Here is a 10,982-nt window from a genome sequence, read left to right as displayed (position 1 = left end):
GCCAGCAGCCATCACCAAAAAAACGGATATACACCCAACCCCAACCCCTAATGCGAAGTCCCCTCCACAAACTCGATCTTGTTGCCAACGTTGTACTTGCCCGACGGCTTGTTCATCGGGATACGCTTGATCTCCTCAAGCGTGTCACTGTCATAAACAATCAGCGCCCCATCGGTCGCCCAAATACTCAGCAGCAAGTGCCGACCATCGCGAGTGAACTCGACGTGCGCCGCCGTCTTGCCAGGCATCGGACGCAAGGTACGGGCGATTTCCAGAGTCTGTTTGTCGATCAAATGAATCGCATCGTTGTCCGGCCCGAAGAACACATCCGTCCAGGCATACCGTGAATTGACGTGACTGCGCATGAAGAACCCCGGCCCCAACGTCGGGATTTCCTTGATCAGCTTCCAGGTCTTGAAATCGATGACCGAGATCAGCCCCTTGCTGATGTTCGGCGTGGCAAACACCCACTGACCGTTGCGTTTCCAATAGGTCCCGGACCCCAGATGCGGCATGCCCGGCAACGGAATGTCGGTGACCACCTTGCCACTGTCGAGGTCGATCACCTGACCACCCTTGGCCTTGCGCGACGTGGCCAGCAACTGCTTGTAGTCCGGTGAAAAGGAAAAGTCGTCGAGCATGTCCTCAGCCTCGATCCGTCGCGGTTCGAAGTCCGGAGTCCCGGCGCTCGACAGTTCCCAGACTTCCTTCACGTCCTTGAGCGCGACGATGAAACTGTCCCGTGGCGGCGCGGTGTAGACCGCGCTGACCCGTGACGCCGTGCCGTCCCGGCCGATGGCTGGAATGGTTTTGACCAGCGACAGATCGCGGGCATCCAGCACGACAAGATTGCCCGGCAAATAGTTACCCACCAACACCCAGCGACCATCCTTGCTCACCGCCAGGTTACGGGTGTTGAGCCCGGCGCGGACCTCGGCGATCAGCTTCAGGTTGTGCAGGTCGTACAGGCTGACCCAGCCATCGCGCGAGGCGACGTAGACGAAGCGCCCGTCCGGCGAGAACTTCGGCCCGCCATGCACGGCAAAGTGTGAGGTAAACCGCGCCAGCACCTCGAAACGATCACCGTCGAGGATGTTGATGTGGTGATCGCCAGCTTCCACCACCACGAACAGGTTCAGCGGATCGGCGCCATGCTGGGGCGTGGTGGGCAGCTTGCTGATGTCGGCGAGCATCGAGTGACTGCCGCGAATCTCGTCGTTGCTCCAGGTCGGCGCGGTGGCGGGCGGTTGCTGAAGGTAGCTCACCAGCGCGTCGATCTGCGCCGGGTTGAACACGTTGGCAAACCCGGCCATCTGGCTTGCGGGGCGGCCGTTCTGGATCACGCTGCGGATTTCATCGGGTTTGATCCGGCTCAGACTCTCTGGCAACAACGCCGGCCCGGTACCGCCGAAACGGTTGGCGCCATGGCAGCTTTGGCAATGCTGGCGGTAGTCGTTCGCGGCGTGTTCAAGTGCCGGATCAGCGGCGCCAGCGGCGACACTGACCCATAACAACGGCAGCAGCAGCCCGCGTTTCATAGCGCCACCTTGCCGTGCCGTTGCAACGCCTGAACAGGATAAAAACGCGCCGGGTACTCCATCGGTTGTGCGGCGAACAGATCGACCACCTTGCCAATCACCGTCAGCGTCGGGATACCCGGCGGGCACTCCAGCGCCAACGTCGGCAGTTGGTGCAACAAACCACGGGCAACGTGCTGGTCGGGGCGCGTGCCGTTGCTGACCAGCGCTGCCGGTGTGTCGGCCGACAACCCGGCCTCGATCAGGTGCTTAGCGATAACCCCGAGGTTCGATAAGCCCATGTAAAACACCAGGGTCTGGCTGCTGTCGGCCAGATCGCGCCAAGGCAGTTTCAACTCGCCGTCGTGTTGCAAGTGGCCGGTGATGAATCGACAGGAATTGACCAGGTCCCGGTGCGTCAGCGGGATGCCGGCGTAAGCGCTGCACCCGGACGCGGCGGTGATGCCCGGCACCACCTGGCAGTCGATGTTGCGCTGCAGCAGATACTGCAACTCCTCGGCGCCGCGACCGAAAATGAACGGGTCGCCACCCTTGAGCCGGACCACGCGTTGCCCTTGCTCGGCAAGGTCGGCCAGCAGCTCGTTGATTTGTTCCTGGGGCAGGCTGTGGCAGCCGCTGGCCTTGCCGACGTAATGCCGGGCGCAAGTGAGGGGGATCAGCGTCAGCAGGTCGGGGCTGATCAGACGGTCGTAAACCACGGCGTCGGCCTGCATCAACAGGCTCCAGGCGCGCAGGGTCAGCAGGCGTGGATCGCCGGGGCCCGCGCCGACCAGGGCGACTTCGCCCGGTCTGAACAGGGACGCAAGTGCGGCCGGTAAAATAATCGATGGGTACATGGGACGTCCTTGGTTCTTCATCAGGTTGGCCGGGGCTTGCCAGGCGGATGCTTCAGTGCATGACGCAAGGGATTGTCGTGATGGGCGGCACACCGATTTCTTCATCGCTGAGGTGGCAACCGGGGTCCTGCCCCCACAGATCGCCTTCGGCCCAGGCGCGGGTTCGGGTGTTGCCGTTGCAGATGTCCAGCCAGCGGCATTGGCCACAGCGGCCGCCGACGGCGCGCGGATGCGCACGCAGCTGCTGCAACAAGGTGTCCGGCCGGTCCAGCCAGAGCGTGCGAAACGGCGTGTGCCGCACGTTGCCCACCGAGTGCTGCCACCAATAGGTGTCCGGGTGCACTTCGCCGGTGTTGTCGATGTTGGCGATGCCGCTGCCCGAGGCATTGCCGCCCCAGGCGCGCAGCATGTGTTCCAGGCGCGGGTAATGTTCGGGCAGATGCAGCCCCACCCATTGCAGCAACAGAACTGCGTCGGCATCGTTGTTGCCGCTGACGAAATCGCTGTCGCGACCCTGCGCGATGTCTTCCCAGGCGCGTTCGAAAATCTGCGTCATCGCCTCGCGGCTCATCTGTTGCCGGGCGTCGAGCTGGCGGCTGCGTTTGCCGCGACCGCTGTAGTTGAGGTGCGACAGGTAAAACTTTTGCACGTCGTACTCGCGCATCAGCGCCAGCAATTGGGGAAGCTGCGCATGGTTTTCCTGGGTCAGGGTGGTGCGCAGGCCGACCCGAATACCTTGTTCGCGACAGAGGCGGATCGCCCGCATGGAACTGGCAAAACTGCCCTTGAGTTGGCGGAAGGCGTCATGGGTGGCTTCCAGGCCATCGATGCTGATCCCGACATAGTCGAAATTCGCCGCACGGATCTGCGTGATGTTGTGCTCATCGATCAGCGTGCCGTTGGTGGACAAGGCAACAAAGAAACCCTTGGCGCGGGCATAGGCGCTGAGCACAAACAGATCGTCACGCAGCAGCGGTTCACCGCCGGACAGGATGAGCACCTTCACCCCGGCAGCGCGCAGATCATCGATCACGCTCAGTGCGGCGGGCGTATCCAGTTCATCGCGAAAGACACTGTCGGCCGAGGTCGCGTAGCAGTGTTTGCAAGTCAGGTTGCAGCGCCGCAGCAGGTTCCAGATCACCACGGGCGGTCGGTTGCTGCCCGGTGGGCTGGTTCTGGGGGCGGGCGCCTGGCCGGCCAGCGCACGCAGGTATTGGCTGATCCTTAACATGCAACTCTCCTTGAGTCGGCGCGCCTTCAGTGCGTTGCGGGTGGCAGGCGCAATCCGGTTTTTTTCAGGATGCGGCTGCTCACCAGCATCTCGTCGGCGGCACAGGCATCGCCCAGCAAGTAGCGCAGGTGTTCGCGGTAGCTGTCGATTTCCTCGCTGCTGCGACCGTGCACCATGGCAAACAGGTTGTAGCGCCAGTCCTCACGGCGCGGGCGTCGATAGCAATGGCTGACAAAGGGTTGAGCCCCGATCAGCGCGCCGAGGCGCGGCATGTCGGCGTCGCGCACATCCCAGACCGTCATGCCGTTGTAGCGATAACCCAGGCGATAGTGGTTGGGGACGGCGGCGATGCGCCGGATGGCGCCCTCGGCCTGCAAACGCTTGAGTAAGTCCAGGGTGGATTCGATGCTCAAGTCCAGCTGCTCGGCGAGCCAGGCCCAAGGGTCGTCCAGTAAGGGCAGGCCGGTCTGGGTCAGCTCGATCAGGCGATGGGCCAGGGTGTCTTCAGACCGGGAAATACAAACCGACATGGTAGGTCTCCTCTTTGGGCAGATTCAGCAGCGGCAAGCCGGTCAGGGATTCAATGCGCTGCAGGGTCTCGGCAATGCCTTGTTCGGTCGGGCAACCGAGCACAAACCACATGTTCCAGGGGTGTTCGCGTCGATAGTTGTGGGCCACTTCCGGCAGGGCATGCAGTTGCTCGGCGACGTCTTCGAAGCGTTCTTCCGGCACCGCCAGCGCCGCGAGCGTGAAGGCACCGCCCAGCCGTTCAATGTCGAACATCGGGCCGAAGCGCGTGAGCACGCCGTCCTCCAGCAGTGCGTGGAGCCGATCGAGCAGTTCACTGCTGCTGCTTTGCAGTTCGGCGGCCAGTACTTTCCAGGGATGGCGCACCAGCGGCAGGCCCAGTTGCAAGCGGTTGATCAGTCGACGGTCGAGGTCATCCACGGTCGGAGGCTCCTGTTGATGAAGGCGCAAAGCGCCCGCCGCATTGTTTGAAGGCGTGGGTGCTGAACAGCAGTTGGTGGGGCAGGTCGCTCAGCAGGTGTTCTTCGAGCAGCGCCTGAATGTGCGCCGCGACTTGATCGCGTTGGCGACCGTGAACCATGCAGAACAGGTTGTATCGCCAGTCAGGCAGGCGTCGCGGCCGTTGATAGCAGAGGGTGATGCCGGGCGCTCGCCCCAGGCGCTGGCCGACTTCGTCGATCAACGCGTCCGGAATGTCCAGCACCAGCATCGCGTTGGCGGTAAAGCCCAGCGCGCGATGGTTGAGCACCAGGCCAACCCGGCGGAACAACCCTTGTTCGTGCCACTGGTGCATTTGCGCGAGCACCTGGTTTTCCTCGGCGTTGATCCGTTCGGCGAGTGCCTGATAAGGACGCGAGACCAGCGGCAACCCGCCTTCCAGGTGCCGACGCAGGGCCAGTGCCTGTTTGGGATTCAATGGCGCTTTCATCGGCTTTCTCCCAAGGCAAAGCCGAGGTCGATGCGGTAAGCGGTCAACATCGGCAGGTCCAGTGGGGTGAGGCCGGTGTCGTGCTCCAGTTCTTCGAGAATGCGCTCGATGTGTTGGCGATCGGGGCCGGTCAATACAAACCACAGGTTGTAGTGATGCTCGCGCGCATAGTTGTGATTGACCTCGGGGTATTGGCTGACGCGCTCGGCGACCTGATGCAGGCGCTCGGCGGGTACGGCGAGGGCGGCGAGGGTGCTGGCGCCGGCACGGCTGTGGTCGAACACCGGACCGATCCGCGACAAGGCCCCGGCCAGTTCCAGGCGTTGCAGGCAGGCGATCACTTGCGACTCGCTGCAACCCAACACCTGGGCCATTTCGAGATAAGGTTCCGGACACAGCGGCATGCCATGCTGGAAGCGATCAATCAGTTGGCAGGCAAGCAGGTCGAGGTCCATTTCAATAACCCATTTTTTGTGCGCGGCTGCTGAAGAAGATGCCGCTCGGTGCAGTGGCCGGCAGGGTGCTCAGCTGTTTCAGGCTGTACGGGTCCCAGACCTGAACCTGATTGCCGTCGCGTAACGACAGCCACAGCTGATCGCCGCGAGCGGTGAATTCCATGTGCAACACCGCCGGGCCCGGTCGCAGGTCGGCGACCACGGCGTGGGTTTCGGTGTCGATCACCTGGACCCGATCGTTGTCCGGGTAGGCGAAATTGACCCACAGTTGCCGACCGTCCGGGCGCGAGGTGACGAACACCGGTTGGCCGGCCACAGGGATCACGGCGCTCTGCTGCCAGGTGCGCGAATCCATCACCAACACTTGATGGCGACCGACAGCGGGGACGAAGGCCTGATGGTCGGCGACGGCCCAGCCCTCAAGGTGCGGCATTTTGTAGACCGGCAGTTTTGCCTGGCCGCGTCCGTAATCACCGAGCACCCGCTTTACCCCACGCTCTGGATGCCAGAGGTCGAGTTGCGCCATGCCGTCTTCGCCGAACAGGCCAGCCATGTAGTAGCGCCCGTCCGGGGTGATCAGCGCGTCGTAGGGTTGCTCGCCGATGTCGGTGAAGCGGCTGATCTGCGGGGTGGTGCCCTGGCTGAAATCCAGGGTCCAGATCTCGCCGGTGTCGAACAGGCTGAACACAAAACGCTGGCCAGGCGCGTCGACCAGGCCGACCACGCGGGAACGCTTGCTGCCATCGGCCAGCGGGGTAGCGGGAATGTCGGCCACCAGCTGCAAGGTCTGCGCATCAAAGACCTTGACCCCGCCGGGCACGTAGTTGGACACGGCGATCAATTTTCCGTCCTGACTGATGGCGCCGCCGATGCTGTTGCCGCCCTGGATCACTCGGTGATCGATGCGTCGGGTCAGCAGGTCGATCTTGCTCAGACCGCCGTCGCGGCCGAACACATAGGCATAGCGCTGGTCGCGGGAGAACACCACGGAGGCGTGGGACAGGTCGCCCAATCCTTCGAGCCGGGCCAGCGAAGTGCGGTTGTCGCTTTCGATGATTTGCAGGCTGCCGGTGGCGCGTTCCACCACCACGCCCAAGTCGCCGGTGCCACGCAAGGGTGGCTGAGCGCAGGCGGACAATAACAGCCCGGTCGCCGCTGACAGCAGGATTGAACGGATCATGGTGCGGGATATCCCTGGAGAAGAAGATCGATCAGCCAACGGATGTCGGCGGTGCTGAGCAGCGGGGCCCAACCGGGCATCGCGGTGCCGGGCCGGCCATGGGTGACGGTGGCGATCAGGATGTCCCTGGACTTGCCCGCCAGCGCTGTGCGGGTCAGTTCGGGGCCGAGGCCGCCGGTCATGTGCAGCCCATGGCAGGCGCCGCAGTCCTGGGCCAGCAGGTGTTCGAGTTGCGCCTGACGCTGGGCGTCGGGCGCGGCAACCGTGGTTGCGCAAATGAGGAGGAGGGCCGCCAGAACCAGAGCCTTTCGAAAAATCATCATGGCGCCCTCCAGGCGGTTATTTGAGCGTCAGGACCCAGGTCGCGAGAATCTTCGCTTCCTCATCCGTGACCGGGTTTGCCGGCATCGGCATCGGTCCCCAATTGCCCTGTGTGCCGTTTTTGATATGACTGGCCAGGGTGTCCGCGGCCCCGGCTACGCCCGCATTCTTGGCCGCTACATCCTTGAGTGCCGGGCCGACCAGTTTGGTGTCGATGGAGTGGCAGGCGGCGCAGGGTTTGCTCTTGAACAGCTCCAGCGCGTCCTGGGCCATGGCCGGTTGCACGCTCAGCGCAGCGGTCAGGGCGAACAGTGAAAGCAGAGTATTTTTCATGGTGTTTCCTTGCATTGATGGAGCTCAATAGATGTCGTGTTGGGTGTTGTAGACGTTGAACTTTCCGGTGGGTGTGATCAGTCGTTTGTCCTTGATGACTGACTTGAGCTTCAGGGTTTTATCGTCGATCACCACCAGCGCCGATTCGTCGGCCTGGCCGCTCCACACGGAGAACCAGACTTCATCGCCGGCCTTGTTGTATTCCGGTTGCACGACGCGCATCGCCCCTTGCTTGATGCCTGCGTATTCGGCGATGGGCAGCACGGTGTAGCCGGCGTCGAGCTTGTCGATGTTGAACACCGCCACCGACTGACTGAGTTTTGCGTCCGGGTTGAGGGTGGTGTCGACGTACAGGTGACGGGAGTTGGGGTGGGTCTTGATGAACAGCGATCCACCGCCCTGGCCCTTGATCGAGGCGACCTGTTTCCAGGCGTATTGCGCGTGTTTGACCGGGTCGGTGCCGATCAGCGAGATGCCTTCGTCGCCCAGGTGGCTGGTGGCCCAGACCGGTCCGTAGGTTGGGTGGTCGAAGTTGGCGCCGCGCCCAGGGTGCGGGGTTTTGCCGACGTCCACGAGCGCGGTCAACTTGCGCTCCTTGGAGTCGATCACGGCGACTTTGTTGGAGTTGTTGGCGGCGGTCATGAAGTAGCGGTGCGTGCTGTCCCAACCGCCGTCATGCAGGAACGGCGCGGCGTCGATGGAGGTGACGGTGAGGTTCTTGATGTCCTGGTAATTGACCAGCATGACCTTGCCGGTTTCCTTGACGTTGACGATGAACTCCGGCCATTCGTGGGACGCGATGATCGCCGCGACACGCGGCTCAGGGTGATATTCCTGCTTGTCGACGGTCATGCCGCGTGTCGAGACGATCTGCTTCGGCTCCAGGGTTTCGCCGTCCATGATGGTGAATTGCGGCGGCCAATAGGAACCGGCGATGGTGTACTTGTCTTCGTAGCCTTTGAATTTGGAGGTCTCGACCGAGCGCGCTTCGATGCCCACTTTGACTTCGGCGACCTTGGTCGGCTCCACCGGCCACAGGTCGATCATGTCGATCCGGGCGTCGCGGCCAATCACCAGCAAGTAGCGGCCCGAGGCGGAGATCCGCGAGATGTGCACCGCATAACCGGTCTCGATCAGCTTGACGATTTTCTTGCTGTCGCCGTCGATCAGGGCAATCTTGCCGTCATCGCGCAACGTCACCGAAAACAGGTTGGGCAGGTCAAGTTTGCTCAGTTGTTTTTTCGGACGATCCTCGGGTTTGACCAGCACCTTCCAGGTTTTCAGCGTCTCGGCCATGCCCCATTCCGGTGGTGTCGGCGGCGTGTGCTGAACGAACTTGGCCATGGCCGTGATTTGCTCCTTGGTCAGGGCATTGGACGTCCCCCAGTTCGGCATGCCTGCCGGTGAACCGTAGGTAATCAAGGCCTCCAGGAACGGTTGCCCGCGCGACTGGGTGATGTCCGGGGTCAGCGGCTTGCCGGTCGCCCCTTTGCGCAGCACGCCGTGACAGCCGGCGCAGCGCTGGAAGTAGATTTCCTTGGATGAATCGAACTCGGCCCGGCTCATATCGGGAGCGCCAGCGGTTTTGACCATGGGCGGTGTGGCGGCGGGCTCGTTGGCTCTGGCTGCGTGAGACACCGCAAAGGCCAGTGTCGAACACAGGGTGGCGACGGTCAGAGCAAACGTTTTTCTATTGCTGATCAGCATTCCATTTCTCCTCAGGCAAGACCTTTGCGATGCGCTGGAACGACAGCGCAGGACGCAGGTTCTTAGTGCGCTGCAAGGCTATGCCCGAGCAGGCCAATGCCCGCTTGACGGCGATCAAGTTTGTCGGCCATGTCACTTGCCAGGTTGTCGCAGGGGTCCGTAGCGTGTCCCTCAATTCTGTTGTTGAATCAGGTGCCCCATGGACCATCTCCCGTCTGGCGAACACAAGGCCGAACCCTTCTATCAACCGCTCAACAATGAGGAGGCGCTGTTCGAGCAGGCCTGGCAACACGGCATGCCGGTGCTGATCAAGGGGCCGACCGGTTGCGGCAAGACCCGTTTCGTCCAGCACATGGCGCATCGGTTGAACTTGCCGCTGTACACCGTGGCGTGCCACGACGACCTGAGCGCGGCTGACTTGATCGGTCGCCATCTGATCGGTGCCCAGGGCACCTGGTGGCAGGACGGACCGCTGACCCGCGCGGTGCGTGAAGGCGGCATTTGTTATCTCGACGAAGTGGTCGAGGCGCGCCAGGACACCGTGGTGGTGTTGCATCCGCTGGCCGACGATCGTCGCGAATTGTTCCTGGAGCGCACCGGCGAGGTGTTGCAGGCGCCGCCGTCCTTCATGCTGGTGGTGTCCTACAACCCCGGTTACCAGAACCTGCTCAAAGGCATGAAGCCCAGTACCCGACAACGCTTCGTGGCGATGCGTTTCGATTACCCGCCGGTGGCCGAAGAGGAGCGCATTGTTGCCCGCGAGGCTCAGGTGGACAGCGCGCTGGCGGCGCAAGTGGTCAGGCTGGGGCAGGCGCTACGGCGGCTCGATCAGCATGATCTGGAGGAAGTCGCTTCGACGCGGTTGCTGATTTTCACCGCACGAATGATCCGCGCCGGCATGAGCCCGCGTGAGGCGTGCATGGCCTGCCTGGCCGAACCATTGAGCGACGATCCGCTGACCGTTGCGGCGCTGATGGACGTGGTTGATGTCCACTTCGGTTGAGCCCGGCGGCGTTGCGCCCAGGCATTTGCCGGGCGATCTGGCGATGTGGTTTTTCATTCTCGCCGAGCTGTCGGTGTTTGCCATTCTGATTCTGGCGTTCGCCGTGACCCAGGCACTCAAGCCGCAGCTGTTCAGCGAAAGTCGTCTGTTGCTGAACACGTCGACCGGTCTGGCGATGACCCTGAGCCTGCTCACCGCCGGGCTGTTCGCGGCGCTGGCGCAGGCGCAAGTCAGGCGCTCACGGCCTCGCCACGGCGCTGTCTGGTTGCTGGCGGCGTTGCTCGTCGCCAGTGTCTATGTGGTGTTGAAAGTCACCGAGTACCGACACTTGCTGGCCTCGGGGCTGGGCATGGAGCACAACACGTTTTTCACGCTGTACTGGATCCTCACCGGGTTTCATTTTCTTCATGTGTTGCTTGGCATGTTCATCCTCGGATGGCTGGCCGAGCGTTGCCGTCGTGGGTTGTACGACGCCAGTAATCGCAGCGGATTCGAATCCGGCGTGTTGTATTGGCACATGGTTGATCTGATCTGGGTGGTGTTGTTTCCGCTGGTTTACGTGCTGGGTTGATGAGGTTTTCATGTCTGCTTCCAGGTTTTTGTTTGTCTGCTGGGCAGCGCTGGCCACGCTGAGCGTAAGCACTGTGTTGCTGGCGCAGTCGGGGGCGACAGGGGTGTTGTCCGTGGCCATTTTGCTGGTGGCGGTTGTCAAGGCCTGGTTGATTACCGATGGCTTTATGGAAATGCGCCATGCGCCGCGATTGTGGCGTCGGTTGTTGGTGAGTTGGGCGTTGGTGTTGGCGGTGGTTGTGGGGGGGATGTTGGTGGTGGTTGATTGAGTACATATCCGTTTCTGTGGTGATGGCGGCTATTGGTTTCGCCCTTACGGCGAGTCACTTGGAGAAGCGCCAAGTAACCAAGC

At 62.3% G+C, this 10,982-nt stretch carries 14 protein-coding genes; 3 read left to right on the top strand and 11 right to left on the bottom strand.

What is annotated here, in order from left to right; genetic code table 11:
* Positions 1-47: 47 nt before the first annotated feature.
* The 11 genes from J4E42_RS29165 to nirS are packed head-to-tail and all read right to left on the bottom strand — an operon-like array spanning position 48 to position 8,943.
* Positions 48-1,538: a cytochrome D1 domain-containing protein gene (locus J4E42_RS29165; RefSeq protein ID WP_207286767.1), complete on the bottom strand. Its 1,491-nt coding sequence runs from the start codon at positions 1,536-1,538 to the stop codon at positions 48-50.
* Positions 1,535-2,374 (bottom strand): uroporphyrinogen-III C-methyltransferase, encoded by an 840-nt coding sequence (gene cobA, locus J4E42_RS29160; protein ID WP_192226444.1) that lies wholly within the window; start codon positions 2,372-2,374, stop codon positions 1,535-1,537. The genes J4E42_RS29165 and cobA overlap by 4 nt, the downstream gene beginning before the upstream one ends.
* 52 nt (positions 2,375-2,426) lie before the next feature.
* Positions 2,427-3,605, bottom strand: coding sequence for a heme d1 biosynthesis radical SAM protein NirJ (gene nirJ, locus J4E42_RS29155; RefSeq protein WP_207286766.1), 1,179 nt, complete (start codon positions 3,603-3,605; stop codon positions 2,427-2,429).
* A 26-nt stretch (positions 3,606-3,631) separates the two neighbouring features.
* Positions 3,632-4,135, bottom strand: a complete 504-nt coding sequence (locus J4E42_RS29150; RefSeq protein ID WP_008043669.1) for an Lrp/AsnC family transcriptional regulator — start codon at positions 4,133-4,135, stop codon at positions 3,632-3,634.
* On the bottom strand, positions 4,110-4,553 hold the full coding sequence (locus J4E42_RS29145) for an Lrp/AsnC family transcriptional regulator (RefSeq protein WP_008034421.1): 444 nt from the start codon (positions 4,551-4,553) through the stop codon (positions 4,110-4,112). Before J4E42_RS29145 ends, J4E42_RS29150 begins: the two co-directional genes overlap by 26 nt.
* A complete protein-coding gene (locus J4E42_RS29140) occupies positions 4,546-5,061 on the bottom strand; it encodes an Lrp/AsnC family transcriptional regulator (RefSeq protein ID WP_008034419.1) in 516 nt (171 codons plus the stop codon). Before J4E42_RS29140 ends, J4E42_RS29145 begins: the two co-directional genes overlap by 8 nt.
* Positions 5,058-5,516 (bottom strand): Lrp/AsnC family transcriptional regulator, encoded by a 459-nt coding sequence (locus J4E42_RS29135; protein WP_207286765.1) that lies wholly within the window; start codon positions 5,514-5,516, stop codon positions 5,058-5,060. Before J4E42_RS29135 ends, J4E42_RS29140 begins: the two co-directional genes overlap by 4 nt.
* Before the next feature lies 1 nt (position 5,517).
* Complete coding sequence (locus J4E42_RS29130) at positions 5,518-6,696, bottom strand: cytochrome D1 domain-containing protein (protein WP_207286764.1); 1,179 nt, start codon at positions 6,694-6,696, stop codon at positions 5,518-5,520.
* Positions 6,693-7,019 carry a cytochrome c gene (locus J4E42_RS29125; protein WP_207286763.1) on the bottom strand — a complete coding sequence of 109 codons (327 nt, stop codon included), beginning with the start codon at positions 7,017-7,019 and terminating at the stop codon, positions 6,693-6,695. Before J4E42_RS29125 ends, J4E42_RS29130 begins: the two co-directional genes overlap by 4 nt.
* A gap of 16 nt (positions 7,020-7,035) precedes the next feature.
* A complete protein-coding gene (locus tag J4E42_RS29120) occupies positions 7,036-7,350 on the bottom strand; it encodes a c-type cytochrome (protein ID WP_008043673.1) in 315 nt (104 codons plus the stop codon).
* A 24-nt stretch (positions 7,351-7,374) separates the two neighbouring features.
* Complete coding sequence (gene nirS / locus J4E42_RS29115; RefSeq protein WP_223413864.1) at positions 7,375-8,943, bottom strand: nitrite reductase; 1,569 nt, start codon at positions 8,941-8,943, stop codon at positions 7,375-7,377.
* A 313-nt stretch (positions 8,944-9,256) separates the two neighbouring features.
* On the opposite strand from nirS, the gene J4E42_RS29110 reads away from it, so the two are divergent.
* From J4E42_RS29110 to J4E42_RS29100, 3 genes are read left to right on the top strand one after another with little or no spacing between them, the layout of a single operon-like run.
* On the top strand, positions 9,257-10,060 hold the full coding sequence (locus tag J4E42_RS29110) for a CbbQ/NirQ/NorQ/GpvN family protein (RefSeq protein WP_008034410.1): 804 nt from the start codon (positions 9,257-9,259) through the stop codon (positions 10,058-10,060).
* Positions 10,044-10,631: a cytochrome c oxidase subunit 3 family protein gene (locus tag J4E42_RS29105; protein ID WP_207286762.1), complete on the top strand. Its 588-nt coding sequence runs from the start codon at positions 10,044-10,046 to the stop codon at positions 10,629-10,631. The genes J4E42_RS29110 and J4E42_RS29105 overlap by 17 nt, the downstream gene beginning before the upstream one ends.
* A gap of 10 nt (positions 10,632-10,641) precedes the next feature.
* On the top strand, positions 10,642-10,899 hold the full coding sequence (locus tag J4E42_RS29100; protein ID WP_008043677.1) for a cytochrome C oxidase subunit IV family protein: 258 nt from the start codon (positions 10,642-10,644) through the stop codon (positions 10,897-10,899).
* The last annotated feature ends 83 nt before the right edge of the window (positions 10,900-10,982 follow it).

It is taken from the genome of Pseudomonas sp. FW300-N2A2 (genome assembly GCF_017351735.1).
Lineage (GTDB): Bacteria > Pseudomonadota > Gammaproteobacteria > Pseudomonadales > Pseudomonadaceae > Aquipseudomonas > Aquipseudomonas migulae.
This window is presented reverse-complemented; position numbering and strand designations above follow the sequence as displayed.

Coding starts and splice junctions, on each gene's coding strand:
- J4E42_RS29165 (WP_207286767.1), bottom strand. CDS start 1,538: ATGAAACGCGGGCTGCTGCTGCCGTTGTTATGGGTCAGTGTCGCCGCT.
- cobA (WP_192226444.1), bottom strand. CDS start 2,374: ATGTACCCATCGATTATTTTACCGGCCGCACTTGCGTCCCTGTTCAGA.
- nirJ (WP_207286766.1), bottom strand. CDS start 3,605: ATGTTAAGGATCAGCCAATACCTGCGTGCGCTGGCCGGCCAGGCGCCC.
- J4E42_RS29150 (WP_008043669.1), bottom strand. CDS start 4,135: ATGTCGGTTTGTATTTCCCGGTCTGAAGACACCCTGGCCCATCGCCTG.
- J4E42_RS29140 (WP_008034419.1), bottom strand. CDS start 5,061: ATGAAAGCGCCATTGAATCCCAAACAGGCACTGGCCCTGCGTCGGCAC.
- J4E42_RS29135 (WP_207286765.1), bottom strand. CDS start 5,516: ATGGACCTCGACCTGCTTGCCTGCCAACTGATTGATCGCTTCCAGCAT.
- J4E42_RS29130 (WP_207286764.1), bottom strand. CDS start 6,696: ATGATCCGTTCAATCCTGCTGTCAGCGGCGACCGGGCTGTTATTGTCC.
- J4E42_RS29125 (WP_207286763.1), bottom strand. CDS start 7,019: ATGATGATTTTTCGAAAGGCTCTGGTTCTGGCGGCCCTCCTCCTCATT.
- J4E42_RS29120 (WP_008043673.1), bottom strand. CDS start 7,350: ATGAAAAATACTCTGCTTTCACTGTTCGCCCTGACCGCTGCGCTGAGC.
- nirS (WP_223413864.1), bottom strand. CDS start 8,943: ATGGTCAAAACCGCTGGCGCTCCCGATATGAGCCGGGCCGAGTTCGAT.
- J4E42_RS29110 (WP_008034410.1), top strand. CDS start 9,257: ATGGACCATCTCCCGTCTGGCGAACACAAGGCCGAACCCTTCTATCAA.
- J4E42_RS29105 (WP_207286762.1), top strand. CDS start 10,044: ATGTCCACTTCGGTTGAGCCCGGCGGCGTTGCGCCCAGGCATTTGCCG.
- J4E42_RS29100 (WP_008043677.1), top strand. CDS start 10,642: ATGTCTGCTTCCAGGTTTTTGTTTGTCTGCTGGGCAGCGCTGGCCACG.